This is a genomic window from Actinomadura madurae, from assembly GCF_900115095.1.
GTDB lineage: Bacteria > Actinomycetota > Actinomycetes > Streptosporangiales > Streptosporangiaceae > Spirillospora > Spirillospora madurae.
Genome location: NZ_FOVH01000009.1, coordinates 270,514 through 286,994 on the forward strand (window position 1 = coordinate 270,514; position 16,481 = coordinate 286,994).

A 16,481-nucleotide genomic window follows, 5' to 3' on the forward strand; every position below is an offset into this window, starting at 1 on the left:
ACCGCCCTTGACGTTGTAAGGTCCGGTCGGAAAAGGGAGGCAGTGTGGAGATCGGGTTCGCCGTTCCGACGTCGGGTGCGTGGTCCACCCCCGCCAACCAGGTGACCGTCGCCCGGCGCGCCGAGGAGCTCGGCTACCGCTCGCTGTGGACGCTGCAGCGCCTCCTCAACCCCGCCGGCTCGGACGACCGCACCTACCGCAACGTCCCCGACCCGCTGATCACGCTCGCCTACCTCGCCGGGCACACCACCCGGGCGCGGCTCGGCGTCGCCATCGTCAACATGCCGTTCTACGCCCCGCCGGTCCTGGCCAAGCTGGCAGCCACCCTCGACCACGTCAGCGGCGGGCGGCTCGACCTCGGCCTCGGGAACGGCTGGATGCGCGAGGAGTTCGCCGCGACCGGCGCCCCCATGGAGCGGCGCGGCGCCCGCGCCGAGGAGTTCATCGCCGCGCTGCGCGCCCTGTGGAGCGGCGGGCCCGGGGACGCGGCGCGCTTCCACGGCGAGTTCTACGACATCCCGCCGGTCACCATGGACCCGCGGCCGCTGCAGTCCCCCGGGCCGCCGATCCTGCTGGGCGGCGCCGCCGAGTCGGCGCTGCGCCGCGCCGGGCGGCTGGCGGACGGCTGGGTCAGCTCCAGCCGCACCGACCTCACCACGATCGGCCGCTCCATCGGGGCCGTCCGGGAGGCCGCCGAACGGGCCGGGCGCGACCCGGCCGCGCTGCGGTTCGTGTGCCGGGGCGCGGTGCGGGTCCGTCCCCCCGGGCAGGCCGGCCGCAAGCCGCTGACCGGTTCCCCCGAGGAGGTCCGGGACGACTTCGCGGCACTCGCCGCGCAGGGCGTCACCGAGCTGTTCATCGATCTGAACTTCGACCCGGAGGTGACCGGCCCGGAGGCGGGCCCGCGCGCCTCCCTCGGCCGCGCCCTGGAGGCCCTGGACGCGTTCGCGCCCGCCGGGGACGCCGGCTAGAGGGGCGGGCGGCGCGCCTCCCAGGGGGTGCTGAGGACGACCGTCGTCCGCGTCGCGACGTTCGCGGCGGCGCGGATCTGCTGCAGCAGGTCCTCGAGCTCGTTCGGGGACGCGACCCGCACCTTCAGGATGTAGCTCTCCTCGCCCGCCACCGAGTGGCACGCCTCGATCGCCTGGAGATGCGCCAGCCGTTCGGGGGCGTCGTCCGGGGCGGCCGGGTCGGTCGGCTTGATCGACACGAAGGCCGTCAGCGGCAGCCCGATCCGCTGGGTGTCCAGCTGGGCGGCGAACCCGGTGATAATCCCCCGCTTCTGCAGCCGGCGGACGCGCTGGTGCACCGCCGACACCGACAGCCCGGTCTCCTTGGCCAGGTCGGTGAAACTCATCCGCCCGTCGTCGGCCAGCAGCGCGATGATCTGACGATCGATCTCCTCCACGCGGGAAATCTAGCGTGCCGCGGCGGGTGCGTGGGCCCGCTCAGGCCACGGAGCGGGGCGATCCGCCGTTTTTCAGCGGCGGCCGGGGCGAAGCGGGCCGCAGCTGCCGCGCACGACGAGCTCGGCGGGCAGCAGGACGGGCCCGCCCCTCCCCCGCCGCGCGGGCTCGCGCAGCAGCAGCTCGCAGGCGCGGTAGCCGATGTCGTGGCCGGGCCGGGCGACGGCGGTGAGCGGCGGATCGCACAGCTCGGCCCAGGCGACGTCGCCGACCATCGCGATCGACACGTCGGCGGGGACCCGCAGGTCCAGCTCCCGGGCGACGAGGACGGCGGCCTCGCCGAGCAGGTGGCCCGCGGCCAGCACGGCGGTGACGTCCGCGCGGCGCTGCAGCAGGCCGGCGGCGGCCGCGTAGGCGGCGTCGCGGGCGGGGCGGGCGGCGACGACCAGGTCCTCCTCCACCGGGACGCCGAGCTGGGCGAGCGTCTCGCGGAACGCGCGCTCCCGCACCCCGGACGGGCATCCCGGGGCGCCGCCGAGGAACCCGATGCGGCGGTGGCCGAGCCCGGCGAGGTACTCGGTGAGGGACCGGACGCCGCCCGCGTCGTCGGCGAGGACGGACGGGATGTCCGGCCGCCCCGGCAGCACGCGGTCGGCGAACACGACGCTGGAGCACACGCGGGCGGCGGCGGCCCAGTCGGCGGCGTCCCCGGCGGGCAGCGCGATGATCCCGTCGACCCGCTGCTCGACGAGCCGCTCGACGATCTCGGCCTCGCGGGCGGGGTCGCCGTGCGCGGCGTCCACGATCACGTGCTCGCCGAGGCTGCGGGCGCAGGCCAGGACGCCCGCGACGAGCTCGGCGCAGAACGGGTCGGTGACGTCGGGGACGATCAGGCCGATGCCGCCGGTGCGGCGCAGCTTCAGCCCCCGGCCGAGGGCGCTCGGGCGGTAGTCCAGCCCGGCGGCGGCGGACAGCACGCGCTCGCGGGTGGCGGCGCTGACCGAGCCCGTCCCGGAGAACACCCGCGACACCGTGGCGATGCCGACGCCCGCCGCCGCGGCCACGTCCTTGATCGTCGCGGGCCGCCGTGCCGTCATCCTCGGACCGTCCTTTCCGGGCGCCTTCCGATCATCTTCTCACGACCCCCTCTCCCCTGGAAACGATTCCATGATGTTTACTCCAGCCAATGCAATGAAAGCCCTGCTCGGCAGAGGGTAAGGGAAACGTTTCCAACAAGGGGTACCGGATGGCCAAGATCGTGCTCGACCGGGTCGACAAGGTGTACAGCGGCGGCGTGAAGGCCGTGGACGGCCTCGACCTGGAGGTCCGCGACGGCGAGTTCATGGTGCTGGTCGGGCCGTCCGGCTGCGGCAAGTCCACCGCGCTGCGGATGATCGCCGGCCTGGAGGAGATCAGCGGCGGGAAGATCTCCATCGGCGACCAGGTCGTCAACGACCTGGCGCCGAAGGACCGCGACATCGCGATGGTCTTCCAGAACTACGCCCTCTACCCGCACATGACGGTCGAGCAGAACCTGGCGTTCGGCCTCAAGCTGCGCGGCACGCCGAAGTCGGAGATCAAGCAGAAGGTCCACGATGCCGCCAAGATGCTCGGCCTGGAGCAGTACCTGTCCCGCAAGCCGGCCGCCCTGTCGGGCGGGCAGCGGCAGCGCGTCGCGATGGGCCGCGCCATCGTCCGCCAGCCGCAGGCGTTCCTGATGGACGAGCCGCTGTCGAACCTGGACGCCAAGCTCCGCGTGTCCATGCGCGCCTCGCTCAGCCAGCTGCACGAGCGGCTCGGCGTCACCACCGTCTACGTCACCCACGACCAGATCGAGGCCATGACGCTCGGGTCCCGGGTGTGCGTGCTGCGGGAAGGGAGGCTGCAGCAGGTCGACACCCCGCAGCGGCTCTTCGACAACCCCGTCAACCTGTTCGTGGCCGGGTTCATCGGCTCGCCGGCGATGAACTTCGTCCTGGCCGATCTGACCTCGGCCGACGGCGGCCCGCAGGTGTCGTTCGCCGGGTACACGCTGCCGGTGCCGGCCGCGGTGCTGGACGGCAAGCCGGGCCTCGCCGACTACATCGGCCGCACGGTGATCCTCGGCATCCGCCCGTCGGACTTCGAGGACGCCGCGCACGCCGACCCCGAGTGGGCACCGATGGCGGTGCGCAGCAGCGTCACCGAGGAGCTCGGCAGCGAGATCAACGTGATCTTCACCATCGACGCGCCGCCGGTGGAGCACAAGGACACCGCCGACCTCGCCGAGGACGCCGCCGAGGGCGAGGGCGAGATGGCGATCCCGCTCATCGACAACAAGGCGCTGTGGACGGCCCGCGTCAACTCCCGCTCGCACGTGCGGCCGGCCCAGGACGTGAACCTCGCCGTCGACACCCGCCGGCTGCACTTCTTCGACCCGTCCAGCGGCCTGGCGATCGGGCACCCCGACGCCGGCGGCCGGCAGGGCACCGCGGACCTGCGCAAGTCCGGCTGACCCCGCCCCGGACGAAACGGTGCCCACGGCCTGGAGAAGGCCGTGGGCACGTTTCGTTGTCCGGTCGTTGTCCGGGGGCCTACTTCACCGAGCCGGCGAGGACGCCCTGGACGAAGTAGCGCTGGAAGGCGAAGAACACGACCAGCGGGACGATCAGCGACAGGAACGCGCCGGGCGCGAGGATGTCGATGTTGCCGGTGAACTGCCGCATCTGGGACTGCAGCCACTTGGTCATCGGCTGCGCCTCGGTGTCGGCGAACACCAGCGCGACCAGCAGGTCGTTCCACACCCACAGGAACTGGAAGATGCCGAGCGAGGCGATCGCCGGCCCGCCCAGCGGGAAGATCACCCTGCGGAAGATCGTCCACTCCGAGCCGCCGTCCATCCGCGCCGCCTCCAGCAGGTCCCGGGGGATCGCCGCGAAGAAGTTGCGGAGCAGGAAGATGGCGAACGGCAGGCCGAACGCGACGTGGAACAGCACCACGCCGGTGACCGACCCGAACATCTGGAACCCGCCGAAATCGATCTTGCCGTACAGCTTGGCGACCGGGATCAGCGCCACCTGGACGGGCACGACCAGCAGCGCGACGACGACCATGAACAGCCAGTCCCGGCCCGGGAACTCCATCCACGCGAACGCGTAGGCGGCGAGCGCGGCGATCGCGACCACCAGCACCGTCGCCGGGACGGTGATCAGCACGGTGTTCCAGAACGAGTCGACGAAGTCGCTCTTGTCCAGCAGCGCGCTGTAGGACTCGGCGGTCAGCTGCGTCGGCTTGGTGAAGACCTGCCACCAGCCGCCCGCGCTGTTGTCCTCGTTGGAGCGCAGCGAGGCGACCAGCAGGCCGAGGGTCGGCACCAGCCAGAACAGCGCGATCAGCACGAGCAGCGCCTGGGCGGCGCCGCCGCCGAGCCTGCCGACGATCCGGGCGGCCACGCCGCGCCTCGGCGCGCCCGCCGCGCCGTCGCCGCCCCTGCCCCCGTTCCCGCCGGCCGCCGGGGACGGCGCCCCGGCCTCCTTCTCCGCGGTGCTCATGAGCGCTCCTGCCGCAGTCGCCGGATGTTGAACAGCATGGCGGGCAGCACGAGCACGAACAGCAGCACGGCGATGGCGCTGCCGGCGCCCTGGTCGTTGCCGCCGCCGAACGACTCGGTCCACATCTGCAGCGCCAGCACGCTGGCGTCGGGTTCGCCGCCGCCGATGATGTAGACGAGGTCGAACACCTTCAGGACGTTGATGACCAGCGTCACCAGCACGACCATCAGGACGGGTGCGAGCAGCGGGATCGTCACCCGCCGGAACACCTGCCACTCGGTGGCGCCGTCGACGCGGGCCGCCTCCAGCGCGTCCCGCGGGATGGCGGCGAGCCCGGCGGCGATCAGCACCATCGCGAACCCGGACCACACCCACAGGTACGACCCGATGATCGCCGGTGTGATCAGCGTGCCGCCGAGCCACTCCGCACCGCGGTAGGCGGCGGTGAAGTTGTCCTTCGGGAGCCGGATCATGAACGCCCCGTCGGGCACGTCCCTCATCGTGAAGGTGCCGTCGGCGCTCGTGGTCGCCTCGGCGACCACCTTGCCGTTCTGCACGACCTCGACCTTGATCCCGGGCAGCCCGGACTCGCCGGCGTTCGGGACGTTCTGCTGGCCCCCGCCGCCCTTGGTGAAGTCGAACCAGACCGCGCCGGTGAGCTGCCCCGGCTTGGCCGCCGGCGGCTGCGCGGCGGGCTTGGCGTCCTCCGGCAGGTACTCGGGCTTGACCTTCAGCAGCGGGAGGAGCGCGGTCTGGCCCGCCGAGTACGACCGCACCGAGCCGACGGAGCCGTCCTCGTCCTGCCGGACGACGGCGTTGCCGCCGCTGCGCGGTCCCGCGCCGGGGTAGGTCGTGTCCTTGGCGAACGTGTCGTGGATCGCGACCATCGCGGCGTTGGCGATGCCCTTGTCGGGGTCCTGCTGGTACACCAGCCGGAAGATCACGCCGGAGGCGAGGAACGAGATCGCCATCGGCATGAACACCACGAGCTTGAACACCGTGGCCCACCGGATCCGCTCGGTGAGCACGGCGAACAGCAGGCCGATGACGGTCACCACGGTGGGCGCGACCACGACCCAGATCGCGGTGTTGCGCACCGCGACGAGGTTGTCGTGTCCCTTGAAGACCCCGGTGTAGTTGTCGACGCCGACGAACGAGTCGCCCGAGGCGTCGAACAGGCTGCGGATCACCGAGTACACGATCGGGTAGACCACGAGGAAGCCGAGCAGCACGAGCGCCGGCAGCAGGAACATCATGGCCAGCCACGACGGCGGGGTCAGCCGCTCGCGTCCGGGGCGGGCCGGGGACGCCGCGGCCGGCGGGCCGACGGCGGCGGCGCCGCCGGCCGTCGCGGCCGGCGGCACCTCCTCATTCGGAGCCTTCATCCAGGGATTCCCTACTCGTCGGCCCTACTTGTAGGCCTTGGCGGCCTCGGCCTCCAGCTTGGCCTGCGTGCCCTTGACGTCCGTGGGGTTCTGCACGAACTGGCGCAGCGCCTCCCACTCGCCCTTGCCGGGCGTCGCGCCGAACGCGGCGGGCGCCAGGTCGGACATGTCGTAGCGGGCCGCGTCGCCGGACTTCTGCAGCTGCTCGATCAGCTGCTTGGCGATCGGGTCGGAGTAGGCGCTGGAGGGCACGTTCTTGTTCGGCGTCAGGTAGCCGCCGAGCCCGGCCCACACCTTGCCCGCCTCGGGGGAGGCGAGGAACTTCATCAGCTCCTGGGCGCCCTTGCCGTCCTTCAGCGCGACCGCGACGTCGCCGCCGAGGATCGCCGGGGCGGTGTCGCCGGCCTGCGGGAACGCGAACACCTTGGCGTCGGTGCCGACCTTGGCCTTGGTGGTGGCGATGTTGGCGGCGGCGAAGTCGCCGCCGTAGACCATGGCGGCCTTCTCCTGCCCGAAGACCTGGGTGACCGACTCGTCGAACTTGGTCTTGGTCGCGGTGGCGACGCCGCCGTTCAGGAAGTCGGGCTTGCCCCAGATCTCGGCGAGCGTCTGCAGCGCCTTGCCGACCGTCGGGTCGGTCCACTTGATCTCGTGCTTGGCGAGCTTGTCGTAGTTCTCCGGCCCGGCCTGCGACAGGTAGACGTTCTCGAACCAGTCGGTCAGCGTCCAGGAGTCCTGCGGGCCGGCGGCCAGGGTGACCGGGGTGGTGCCGGCGTCCTGCAGGGTGCCCGCGGCCTTGGTCAGGTCGGCCCACGTGGCGGGCGGCTGGACGCCGGCGTCCTCGAACACCTGCGGCCGGTACCACAGGATCGACTTGTAGGCGGCCTTGACCATCACGCCGTAGGTCTTGCCGTCGGAGGAGCCGAGCTCCTTCCAGTACGGCGCGAAGTTCTTGCCGACCTCGGCCACCACGTCGTCGCCGAGGGGCTTGAGCGACCCCTTCTCGGCGTACTGCTGCATCAGGCCGGGCTGCGGCAGGATCGCCACGTCCGGCGGGTTCTTGGCCTCGATGCGCGGGCCGAGGTAGGCGTCGGTGTTCTCACCGGTGGAGGCGTAGTTGACCTTCGCGCCGGTCTTCTTCTCGAACGCCTGCAGGACCTTGCGGAAGTTGGTCTCCTCCGGGCCGGTCCACTTGGCCGCGACCTCGATGGTGGTGCCCTTGAGCGCTCCCCCGCCCGCGGGCTCGGATCCCTCGTCGCCGTCGTCGCCGCCGCACGCGGCGGCCGCGGACAGGAGCATCGCCGCGGTTACGGCGATGCCTGTCAGCCTGCTGACCCTCATTCCTCATCCTCCCTGAGCGGACCGGCGTCGTCGGATCCCCAGATCGACGCGCCGGACTCGATATCGAAGAAGTGCAGGCGGCCGGTGTCGACGTGGATCGTCACCGGGTCGCCCACCTTCACGCGGGTGCGCGGGCTGAACCGCGCGACCAGGTCCGTGCGGGGGCTCTCCAGGTGCCCCAGCACGTCGGTGCCCGCGTCGCGCGCGAGTTCCTTGGTGTCCTCGGTGACGACCTGGGACGCCTCGACCGCGAAGTGGACCAGCACGTCCGAGCCCATCGCCTCCACGAGGTCGGCGGTGGAGGTCAGCCCGGACCCCTCGGGCGTGTCCACCAGCTCGGAGTCCTCCATGTCCTCGGGGCGGATGCCGACGACGACGTCGCTCCCGAGGCGGGACGCGAGGGCGGGGCGCTCGGTCAGCACCGCGGCCGGCAGCGTCAGGGTCTGGCCGCCGATCTCCAGGCGCGGGTTCTCCGCGTCGCCGGACAGCGTGCCCTGGATCAGGTTCATGGCCGGGGAGCCGATGAAGCCGGCGACGAACAGGTTCGCCGGCCGGTCGTAGAGCTCCTGCGGCGGGGCGACCTGCTGCAGCTCGCCCTTCTTCATCACCGCGACGCGGTCGCCGAGCGTCATCGCCTCGGTCTGGTCGTGGGTGACGTAGATCGTGGTGACGCCGAGGTCGCGCTGGATGCGGGCGATCTCGGCGCGCATCTGCACCCGCAGCTTGGCGTCGAGGTTGGACAGCGGCTCGTCCATCAGGAACGCCTGCGGCTCGCGGACGATCGCGCGGCCCATCGCGACGCGCTGCCGCTGCCCGCCCGACAGGTTGCGGGGCTTGCGCGACAGGTGCTCGGTGAGGCCGAGGATGTCGGCGGCGCGGTCCACCTTCTCCCTGATCTCGGCCTTGGGCAGCTTGCGCAGCGACAGCCCGAACCCGATGTTGTCGCGGACCGACAGGTGCGGGTAGAGCGCGTAGCTCTGGAAGACCATCGCGACGTCGCGGTCGCGGGCGGGCACCCGGTTGACGACCCGGCCGCCGATCGTGACCTCGCCCTCGGAGATCTCCTCCAGCCCGGCGACCATCCGCAGCGCGGTGGTCTTGCCGCAGCCCGACGGGCCGACCAGGACGAGGAACTCCCCGTCGTCGATGTGCAGGTTCAGGTCGGTCACGGCCCGCGTGCCGTCGGGATAGACCTTCCCGACGCCGATCAGGTCGACCTCTGCCACGGCGTCTCCTCTTCGTCACGGCACGTCGATGCGGAGGAACACGATTTACCCCCGCGTAACAATGCAACAAGGAGGTACAGGGCAGACCGCCCGGACCGCAATACGCAGGGTGCGGGCTGACGCATTTGGTACGTAGATCGTTACCGACCCGTTTCCGGGTCAATTTGCGCCGTCCGAAAACGAGGCGAGGGCGCGGAACGAAACCCGTCCGCGCCCTCGTCCGGCGTCCGCTCCCGCGGTGGTCAGTCCACGATGACCAGGCCGCGCCCGGTGACGTTCAGCGGCTCGTGGCCGTCCTCGGTGCACACGACGATGTCCTCGATGCGGGCGCCGTGCGGGCCGGGGTAGATGCCCGGCTCGATCGAGAACGCCATGCCGGGCTCCAGCGGCTCGCGGTTGCCGGCGACGATGTAGGGGTCCTCGTGCGACTCCAGCCCGATGCCGTGCCCGGTGCGGTGGAAGAAGTGCTCGCCGTACCCGGCGGCGGCGATGATGTCGCGGCCCGCCGCGTCCACCGCCTCGGGCGTGGCCCCCGGCCGGACGGCCTCCGAGGAGGCGCGCTGCGCCTCCTCCAGCACCCCGTAGTAGGCGAGGTACTCGGCGGGCGGCTCGCCGACGCAGTAGTTGCGGGTCGAGTCCGAGCAGTATCCGCTCGGCATCGTCCCGCCGATGTCGACCACGACGGGCTCGCCGTGCCGGATGGCGCGGTCGGAGAGCTCGGCGTGCGGGTTCGCGCCGTTCGGGCCGGACCCGACGATCACGAAGTCGACCTGGGCGTGCCCCTCCGCGATGATCGCGTCGGCGATGTCGCGGCCGATCTCCCGCTCGGTGCGCCCGGCCTCCAGCAGGTCCGGCACGCGGCTGTGCACCCGGTCGATCGCCGCGCCGGCCTCGCGCAGCGCGGCCACCTCGGCGGCGGACTTGCGGATCCGCAGGCCGCGCAGCACCGGGCCCGCGGCGACCTGCTCGGCGTCCGGCAGCGCGGCGCGGAACCGCAGCGCCATCACCGCCCACATCCGGTCCGCGACGGCCACCTTCGCCCGCCCGCGCGGCAGCCGGGCGGCCGTCAGGGCGTAGGGGTCCTCGGTCTCGTCCCACGGCACCAGCTCGATCCCGAGCGCCCCGGCCGGCGACGCCTGCGCCGCGGGGACCTCCAGCCGCGGGACGACCAGGAACGGCTCGCCCTCCGCGGGCACCGCCAGGCAGGTCAGCCGCTCCAGCTGCTTCGCGTCGTAGCCGGTGACGTAGCGCAGGTCCGGCCCCGGCGTCAGCAGCACGGCCCCGAGGCCCGCCTTCGCCACCGCCTCCCGCACCAGCCCGACGCGCTCCCGCGGATACAACTCCGTCGTCACACCCGTCTCCATTCCTCTGTCCCGTCCGATGACCCGGTCCTGTCCGATGACCCGGTTCCAGGATCGCAGGAGCGGCGGAGCGGCGCGGCGTCGGACCCGCGTGGCAGCATGTGCGTCATGGGTGGGCTGATGCTGCTGGACACGCCGTCGCTGTACTTCCGCGCCTTCTTCGGGGTGCCCGAGTCGGTGAAGGCGCCCGACGGCACGCCGGTGAACGCGGTGCGCGGCCTCATCGACATGATCGCGCGGCTCGTCCAGGACCGGCGACCCGACCGCCTTGTGTGCTGCATGGACGCCGACTGGCGGCCCGCGTTCCGGGTGGCCGCGCTGCCGTCCTACAAGGCGCACCGCGTCGCCGGCGACGGCGGCGACCAGACGCCGGACGCGCTGGAGGCGCAGCTTCCGATCATCGACCAGGTGCTGGACGCGTTCGGGCTGGCGCGCGCGGGCGTCCCCGGCTACGAGGCCGACGACGTGATCGGGACGCTGGCCGTCCGGGGCGGCGCGCAGGGGCCGGTCGACATCGTGACCGGCGACCGCGACCTGTTCCAGCTCGTCGACGACGCCGGTCCGGTCGCCGTCCTGTACACGGCGCGGGGCATCCGGAACCTGCAGGTGATGGGCGAGAAGGAGGTCGCGGCCAAGTACGGCATCCCGGGCCGCGGCTACGGCGACTACGCGACGCTGCGGGGCGACCCGAGCGACGGGCTGCCCGGCGTGCCGGGCGTCGGCGACAAGACCGCGGCGGCGCTGGTCACCCGGTTCGGGTCGGTCGGCGGCATCCTCGCGGCCCTCGACGCGGGCACCGACGAGGGGTTCCCGGCGGGCGCCCGCCGCCGGATGGAGGCGGCCCGCGAGTACCTCGCCGCGGCCGAGACGGTGGTCCGGGTCGTCACCGACATCGACGCGCCCGAGCTGGCGGGGCTGGACGACCGGCTGCCCGCCGAGCCGCGCGACGCCGCGGCCCTCGTGGAGCTCGCGGACCGCTGGAACCTCTCCAGCCCCGTCAACCGCCTGCTGAACGCCCTCTCCCGCTGACCGTCCGAGATTTCACTGCAATTTACGCCAAAAGTGTCAGAAGACGCAGACAGCGCGTTCCCCGGCGTGCAGCATGCGGAACAGTGAGGGGTTCTCATAGGCACATGCAGGCGACCGGTACCCGCGGCACTGGGCCTCACCGCCCCACTCCCCCCATCTGCCGCGGGTGCCGGTTCACCCCGAACCCCGGACCGGAGACGGACGTGCCGTGAGTGAGCGGACCATTCCCCGCGGCGGTCCCGCCGCGAGCCCCGGCGGCGGATTCTGGGACGCGCTGGACGTGCCGGAGCGCGCGGCGCTGCGCACCTCCGGCCGGTCGCGGACCTACGCCCCGCGGGTGCCCCTGTGCTATCAGGGCGACGATTCCGACCACATCATCATCATCGAGTCGGGCTGGGCGAAGGTCACCTCCGCCGGCGAGGACGGCCGCGTGGTGGTGCTCGCCGTGCGCGGGCCCGGCGACCTGGTCTGCGAGAGCGCGGTGCTCGGCCGCCGGGAGCGGTCGGCGACCGTCCAGGCGCTCGACCACGTCCGGGCGCTGGTGGTGCCCGCGGCCCGGTTCACCGCGTTCCTGGACGCCCATCCCCGCGTGTGGCTGCTGGTCAGCGGCACGTTCGTGCGGCGGCTCGACGACGCCGACCGCAGGCTGCAGGCGCACGTGTCGGCGCAGGGCGCCCGGCGGCTGGCCCTGCTGCTGGACGGGCTCGCCGAGCTGTCGGCGCGGCACGTCCCGCCGGGGCCGGACGGCGCGATCGCCATCGGTCCCCCGCTGTCGCAGGAGGAGCTCGGGAGCTGGATGGACGCCTCCCGGGAGACGGTGGCGCGGGCGCTGGCCACGCTCCGGCGCGAGGGGCTGGTCAGCACCGGCTGGCGCAAGATCACCGTGGAGGACCCGGCGCGGCTGCGGGCGTTCGCGCAGAGCCCCGAGGACTGAACCCGCTCGCGCGGCGCCGGGGGTGGGTGCGCACCGGACGCGCGCCTTTACATTGTAGATTCGGATTAGGACGGCGCGTCCGTCCCGTACGCTCGGTTCTGTGCCGCGCCGACCGCTGCGACTGCGTACCGCCGAGGCCGACGCCGAGGTCCGCGCGGGGCTCGACCGGATCCGCGCCGAGTACTCGGTGCCCGGCGCGTTCCCGCCCGCCGTCCTCGCCGAGGCCGCGGGGGCCGGCGTGCCGGCCGACGGCCGCGCCGACCTGCGCGACGTGCCGTTCTTCACGCTGGACCCGCCCGGCTCGATGGACCTGGACCAGGCGATGCACCTGGAGCGGCGCGGGTCCGGGCACCGGGTGCGGTACGCGATCGCGGACGTGGCCGGGTTCGTCACGCCGGGCGGCGCCCTGGACGCCGAGGCCCGCGCCCGGGGCGTCACGCTCTACCTGCCGGACGCGAACTCGCCGCTGCATCCGCGCCCCCTGTCGGAGGGCAGCGCGAGCCTGCTGCCGGGCCGGGACCGCCCGGCCGTGGCGTGGACGATCGACATCGACGACGCGGGCCGGATCACCGGCGTGGACGTGCGGCGCGCGATCGTCCGCAGCCGCGACCGGCTCGACTACGCCACCGCCCGGCACGACGACGGCGACCCGCGGATCGCGCTGCTCGGCGAGATCGGCGAGCGGCTGATCGCGGCGGAGGCGGCGCGCGGCGGGGTGAGCCTGCCGCTGCCCGAGCAGGAGGTCGTGCACGCCGGCGGCGGGTGGGCGCTGAAGCTGCGCGGCGACCTCGCGACCGAGGCGTGGAACGCGCAGATCTCGCTGCTGACCGGGCGGGCCGCGGCCCGGCTGATGCTGGCCGGCGGCGTCGGGCTGCTGCGCACGATGCCGCCCGCGCCCGCCGAGGCGGTCGGGCGGCTGCGGCTGGCGGCCCGCGCGCTCGGCGTCGCCTGGCCGGGGGACGCCTCCTACGGTGACATCGTCCGCGCGCTCGACCCGTCCCTGCCCCGGCACGCGGCGTTCCTGCACGACGCGGCGGCGCTGATGCGCGGCGCCGGCTACACCGCGTTCGACGGGGCGCCGCCCGAGCAGGCCGTGCACGCCGCGGTGGCGGCGCCGTACGCGCACGTCACGGCGCCGATCCGGCGGCTGGCGGACCGGTACGCCTCCGAGGTCTGCCTGGCGCTGGCGGCGGGGCGCCCCGTGCCGGGCTGGGCGCGGGAGGCGCTGCCGGGCCTGCCCGAGGTGATGCAGCGGGCGCTGCGGCGGGGCGCCGACGTCGACCACGCGTGCGTCGACCTGGTGGAGGCGCTGCTGCTGCGCGACCATGTCGGCGAGGTGTTCGACGCGGTGGTGGTGGACGTCAGCGCCGACGGCTCCGGCGGGCGCGTCCAGCTCGTGGCGCCGCCGGTGTTCGGCCGCTGCGAGGGGGCGGGGCTGCCGCTCGGCGAGCAGGTCAAGGTGCGGCTGGAGGAGGCGGACCCGGCGCGGCGCCGGGTCCTGTTCTCCCCCGTGGCGTGACCGCGGGGCGGGTCACCGGCGGCGGCCGGAGCGGCGCGGGCGCCAGTTCGTGCTCGTCCCGACGCCGGCGAAGTGCAGCGCGATGAGCAGCAGGCCGAGGACGGTCAGCGTCCCGTTGTTGATGGCGTCGGACGCGTAGTCGGCCAGGTCGAAGAGCAGGGCAAGGGCGAAGACGATCGCGGCGACGATCGCGAGCATGTCGGCCTCCGTGGGTCGGGGGCCCTGGCGCGGGCCCCTCGGCTGCCTACCGGATCTCCCCGGGCCGGTCGGGCAAACCGCCGGCGCTTTTCGGTCACCCGATACCGGGCACGACAGCCCGTCCCCGGCCGCTACGCGGCGTCGAGGCGCAGGTGCTCTCCGAGTTCGGCGGTGACGGCGGCGTTGAGCCGGTAGGCGGCCTTGACCTCGGCGATGACGCGGTCCTGCTCGGCGGCGTCCCAGGGGGCGGCGTCCAGCAGCGCGCGGTAGCGGTCCTTGTAGGCCTTGGGCTTGCCGGGGAAGCGGTAGAAGCGCACGCCGTCGTCGCCGGCCGACAGCTCCAGGGTCTTGCGCACCTGGACCCCGATGTACTGCCCGCCGGACAGGTCGCCCAGGTAGCGGGTGTAGTGGTGCGCGACGAACCCGCCCGGCCAGTCGAAGCACACCTCGCGGAGGCGGTCGCAGTAGCGGGCCGTCGCCTCGTTCGGCCGGACGCGGGTGCGCCAGCGCGGCCCGTGGAAGTGGGCCAGGTCGGCCTCCAGCGCGTCGCGGCGGCGCAGGCCGGCGAGGTCGAACGGGCCGGCGACCGGGTCGCGGGCCATCCGGTCGGCGGCCCGCTCCAGCAGGTCGTAGACGGGGTACAGCTGGGCCACCAGGGCGGCGTACTCCTCGCCGCCGAGCCGGCCCTCGACCAGCGCGCTCATGTAGGCCGAGGTCTCGTTGTCCCCGTGGTCGCTCCAGGTGGCGGCTCGCAGCCGCGCGGAGAACGACGCGTTTTCCGACGCCATGTCGGCTACGTTACCTACGCACCGTCGGGAACGTCCAGTGGGGCGCCGAGCGCCGCGCGCGCCTCGTGGGTCATGCGGACGACCTCGTGGCGCACCTGCGGCCGTGCGGTGAGCCGCTCGCTGAAGGGGATCCGGACCGGGTGCTCGGCGCCGCCGTCGGTGACGGCGAACTCGATGCCGGTGGCGTCCATTCCGGTCATCCTGGCCGCGGTCGCGCCGGGCCGGTCGCCGAGCGCGCGGCAGATCGTGAGGCAGTCGGCGGCGTGGTCGTCGTTCATGTGCCGCTTGATCTGCTCCACGACGTCGTCGCCGAAGGGGTCCGCGTCGGTCATGGGTGGGGTCCTTTCCGGTGGGCGGCGGCTAAACGGACAGGCCTTTGTAGACCCGCAGGGCGTTGCCGCCGAGGACGAGGGCCAGGGTCTCCTCGCCGAGGCCGAGGGCGGCGACGGCGCGGGCGTTGCGGGCGACGCCGGGGACGCCGGGCCAGTCGGTGCCGTAGACGAACTTGCGGGCCAGGCGCTCCAGGTCGTACCGGGCGTAGTACTCGGGGAGCCGGCGGGGCGGCAGCCCGGACAGCTCGATCCACACGTTCTCGCGGGACAGCGCGAGGAACGCGGCGGCGTCGTACCACCAGCCGCGCCCGCCGTGCGCGAGGACGAACGTCAGGCCGGGGAACAGCCGCAGCACGTCGTCGACCGGCGCGGGGTCGGCGTACCGGTTGGCGGAGCCGGGGAAGGAGCTGGTGCCGCAGTGCACGACGACGGGCAGGCCCGCGTCGCGGCACACCTCGTAGGCGGGGTAGAGCTCCGGGTCGGCGACGCTGAACCCGCCGTGGACGGGGTGCAGCTTGAGCGCGGCGGCGCCGAACCGCAGCTGCCGCTCGACCTCGTCGCCGATCGGGTAGTGCAGGTGCGGGTTGACGTTGGCGATGGGCCTGAAGCGCCGCGGGTTGTGCTTGAGGAGCGGCACCAGGTCCTCGATGGGCTGCGTGCCGGTGGTCTTCGGGCTGTACTCGCACAGCAGCAGGGCGATGTCGACGCCCTCGCCCTCGAAGTAGGCGTCGACCCGCTCGGGCACGAGGGTGCCGTCGGCGTCGTAGAGGTCCTGCCAGGGGTGGGAGGAGCCGAACTCCTCGGCCCACTGCCGCCAGGCCGGCGGCAGCGTCGGCAGCCGGGCGGTGTGCACGTGCGCGTCGACCAGCGGGCGTCCGTCGAGCATCAACGCCTCCGGGTCAGGGCTGGATCCGGGTGAGTTCGGCGGCGTAGCGGCGGCCGTTCCCGACGTACATGGCGACGGCCTCGGCGTGCCATTTCTCGTCGATCCCGCCGGGGCGGGCGCGGGCCGGGACGCCGAGGGCGGTGTGCTCGGGCGGGACGGCGCCGCCCTCGGTGAGGACGGCGCCGGCGCCGACCACGCCGCGGGTGCCGACGCGGGCGCGGTTGAGGACGACGGACCCGGATCCGACGAGGCAGCGGTCCTCGACGACGCAGCCCTCCAGGTGGGCGTTGTGGCCGATCACGCAGTCGGCGCCGATGACGGTCGGCCACCGCGCGGTGGTGTGCACGACGGTGCCGTCCTGGACGGACGTGCGGGCGCCGACGGTGATCGTCCCGTAGTCGCCGCGCAGCACGGCGCCGGGCCACACGGTGGCGTCCTCCCCGAGGGTCACCGACCCGATGACGGTCGCGTCCGGGTGGACGTACGCGGACGGATGGATGTCGGGTACCTGGTCTCCCAGCGCGTAGACGGCCATGCGGCGGAGCC

At 73.4% G+C, this 16,481-nt stretch carries 17 protein-coding genes; 5 read left to right on the top strand and 12 right to left on the bottom strand.

Annotated features, from left to right (window positions below; genetic code table 11):
* Nucleotides 1–44 precede the first annotated feature (44 nt).
* Nucleotides 45–971, top strand: a complete 927-nt coding sequence (locus BM339_RS25380) for a TIGR03619 family F420-dependent LLM class oxidoreductase (protein ID WP_024935924.1) — start codon at nucleotides 45–47, stop codon at nucleotides 969–971.
* On the opposite strand, the gene BM339_RS25385 is transcribed toward BM339_RS25380, so the two are convergent.
* Nucleotides 968–1,408, bottom strand: a complete 441-nt coding sequence (locus BM339_RS25385) for an Lrp/AsnC family transcriptional regulator (protein ID WP_024935923.1) — start codon at nucleotides 1,406–1,408, stop codon at nucleotides 968–970. The genes BM339_RS25380 and BM339_RS25385 overlap by 4 nt on opposite strands.
* Nucleotides 1,409–1,480: 72 nt before the next feature.
* A complete protein-coding gene (locus tag BM339_RS25390) occupies nucleotides 1,481–2,503 on the bottom strand; it encodes a LacI family DNA-binding transcriptional regulator (protein WP_075022434.1) in 1,023 nt (340 codons plus the stop codon).
* Nucleotides 2,504–2,652: 149 nt separating this feature from the next.
* On the opposite strand from BM339_RS25390, the gene BM339_RS25395 reads away from it, so the two are divergent.
* Nucleotides 2,653–3,900 carry an ABC transporter ATP-binding protein gene (locus BM339_RS25395; protein WP_075022435.1) on the top strand — a complete coding sequence of 416 codons (1,248 nt, stop codon included), beginning with the start codon at nucleotides 2,653–2,655 and terminating at the stop codon, nucleotides 3,898–3,900.
* A 79-nt stretch (nucleotides 3,901–3,979) separates the two neighbouring features.
* Here BM339_RS25395 and BM339_RS25400 read toward each other — a convergent pair whose 3' ends face one another.
* The 5 genes from BM339_RS25400 to BM339_RS25420 form a co-directional block, all read right to left on the bottom strand.
* Nucleotides 3,980–4,936, bottom strand: coding sequence for a carbohydrate ABC transporter permease (locus BM339_RS25400; protein ID WP_024935922.1), 957 nt, complete (start codon nucleotides 4,934–4,936; stop codon nucleotides 3,980–3,982).
* Complete coding sequence (locus tag BM339_RS25405) at nucleotides 4,933–6,321, bottom strand: carbohydrate ABC transporter permease (RefSeq protein ID WP_024935921.1); 1,389 nt, start codon at nucleotides 6,319–6,321, stop codon at nucleotides 4,933–4,935. Before BM339_RS25405 ends, BM339_RS25400 begins: the two co-directional genes overlap by 4 nt.
* A gap of 24 nt (nucleotides 6,322–6,345) precedes the next feature.
* Nucleotides 6,346–7,662: an ABC transporter substrate-binding protein gene (locus BM339_RS25410; RefSeq protein ID WP_024935920.1), complete on the bottom strand. Its 1,317-nt coding sequence runs from the start codon at nucleotides 7,660–7,662 to the stop codon at nucleotides 6,346–6,348.
* A complete protein-coding gene (locus tag BM339_RS25415; protein WP_021599193.1) occupies nucleotides 7,659–8,888 on the bottom strand; it encodes an ABC transporter ATP-binding protein in 1,230 nt (409 codons plus the stop codon). The genes BM339_RS25410 and BM339_RS25415 overlap by 4 nt, the downstream gene beginning before the upstream one ends.
* Nucleotides 8,889–9,130: 242 nt before the next feature.
* A complete protein-coding gene (locus BM339_RS25420) occupies nucleotides 9,131–10,240 on the bottom strand; it encodes a M24 family metallopeptidase (RefSeq protein WP_244938566.1) in 1,110 nt (369 codons plus the stop codon).
* A 117-nt stretch (nucleotides 10,241–10,357) separates the two neighbouring features.
* On the opposite strand from BM339_RS25420, the gene BM339_RS25425 reads away from it, so the two are divergent.
* The 3 genes from BM339_RS25425 (at nucleotide 10,358) to BM339_RS25435 (ending at nucleotide 13,731) form a co-directional block, all read left to right on the top strand.
* Nucleotides 10,358–11,278: a 5'-3' exonuclease gene (locus BM339_RS25425; protein ID WP_081842771.1), complete on the top strand. Its 921-nt coding sequence runs from the start codon at nucleotides 10,358–10,360 to the stop codon at nucleotides 11,276–11,278.
* Between the two features lie 208 nt (nucleotides 11,279–11,486).
* A complete protein-coding gene (locus BM339_RS25430; RefSeq protein ID WP_256255449.1) occupies nucleotides 11,487–12,212 on the top strand; it encodes a Crp/Fnr family transcriptional regulator in 726 nt (241 codons plus the stop codon).
* Nucleotides 12,213–12,312: 100 nt separating this feature from the next.
* Entirely contained in the window at nucleotides 12,313–13,731 is a 1,419-nt protein-coding gene (locus BM339_RS25435; protein WP_024935918.1) for an RNB domain-containing ribonuclease, read from the top strand.
* Nucleotides 13,732–13,743: 12 nt separating this feature from the next.
* Here the strand turns inward: BM339_RS25435 and BM339_RS25440 are convergent, their stop codons facing one another.
* From BM339_RS25440 to BM339_RS25460, 5 genes are all read right to left on the bottom strand, one after another.
* Complete coding sequence (locus BM339_RS25440; RefSeq protein ID WP_075022437.1) at nucleotides 13,744–13,929, bottom strand: hypothetical protein; 186 nt, start codon at nucleotides 13,927–13,929, stop codon at nucleotides 13,744–13,746.
* 131 nt (nucleotides 13,930–14,060) lie between these two features.
* The gene (locus BM339_RS25445; protein ID WP_021598774.1) at nucleotides 14,061–14,717 is read right to left on the bottom strand and encodes a biliverdin-producing heme oxygenase; all 657 of its coding nucleotides are present in this window, start codon (nucleotides 14,715–14,717) and stop codon (nucleotides 14,061–14,063) included.
* 14 nt (nucleotides 14,718–14,731) lie between these two features.
* Complete coding sequence (locus tag BM339_RS25450) at nucleotides 14,732–15,049, bottom strand: DUF2470 domain-containing protein (RefSeq protein ID WP_075022438.1); 318 nt, start codon at nucleotides 15,047–15,049, stop codon at nucleotides 14,732–14,734.
* 28 nt (nucleotides 15,050–15,077) lie between these two features.
* Nucleotides 15,078–15,935: an amidohydrolase family protein gene (locus tag BM339_RS25455; RefSeq protein WP_021598771.1), complete on the bottom strand. Its 858-nt coding sequence runs from the start codon at nucleotides 15,933–15,935 to the stop codon at nucleotides 15,078–15,080.
* A gap of 13 nt (nucleotides 15,936–15,948) precedes the next feature.
* Nucleotides 15,949–16,470 carry a gamma carbonic anhydrase family protein gene (locus BM339_RS25460; protein WP_021598770.1) on the bottom strand — a complete coding sequence of 174 codons (522 nt, stop codon included), beginning with the start codon at nucleotides 16,468–16,470 and terminating at the stop codon, nucleotides 15,949–15,951.
* Nucleotides 16,471–16,481 lie beyond the last annotated feature (11 nt).

Bases quoted from the DNA above. Each gene is read 5' to 3' on its own strand.
- BM339_RS25410 (WP_024935920.1), bottom strand. From the start codon at position 7,662: ATGAGGGTCAGCAGGCTGACAGGCATCGCCGTAACCGCGGCGATGCTC.
- BM339_RS25450 (WP_075022438.1), bottom strand. From the start codon at position 15,049: ATGACCGACGCGGACCCCTTCGGCGACGACGTCGTGGAGCAGATCAAG.
- BM339_RS25445 (WP_021598774.1), bottom strand. From the start codon at position 14,717: ATGGCGTCGGAAAACGCGTCGTTCTCCGCGCGGCTGCGAGCCGCCACC.
- BM339_RS25460 (WP_021598770.1), bottom strand. From the start codon at position 16,470: ATGGCCGTCTACGCGCTGGGAGACCAGGTACCCGACATCCATCCGTCC.
- BM339_RS25455 (WP_021598771.1), bottom strand. From the start codon at position 15,935: ATGCTCGACGGACGCCCGCTGGTCGACGCGCACGTGCACACCGCCCGG.
- BM339_RS25390 (WP_075022434.1), bottom strand. From the start codon at position 2,503: ATGACGGCACGGCGGCCCGCGACGATCAAGGACGTGGCCGCGGCGGCG.
- BM339_RS25400 (WP_024935922.1), bottom strand. From the start codon at position 4,936: ATGAGCACCGCGGAGAAGGAGGCCGGGGCGCCGTCCCCGGCGGCCGGC.
- BM339_RS25440 (WP_075022437.1), bottom strand. From the start codon at position 13,929: ATGCTCGCGATCGTCGCCGCGATCGTCTTCGCCCTTGCCCTGCTCTTC.
- BM339_RS25425 (WP_081842771.1), top strand. From the start codon at position 10,358: ATGGGTGGGCTGATGCTGCTGGACACGCCGTCGCTGTACTTCCGCGCC.
- BM339_RS25405 (WP_024935921.1), bottom strand. From the start codon at position 6,321: ATGAAGGCTCCGAATGAGGAGGTGCCGCCGGCCGCGACGGCCGGCGGC.
- BM339_RS25395 (WP_075022435.1), top strand. From the start codon at position 2,653: ATGGCCAAGATCGTGCTCGACCGGGTCGACAAGGTGTACAGCGGCGGC.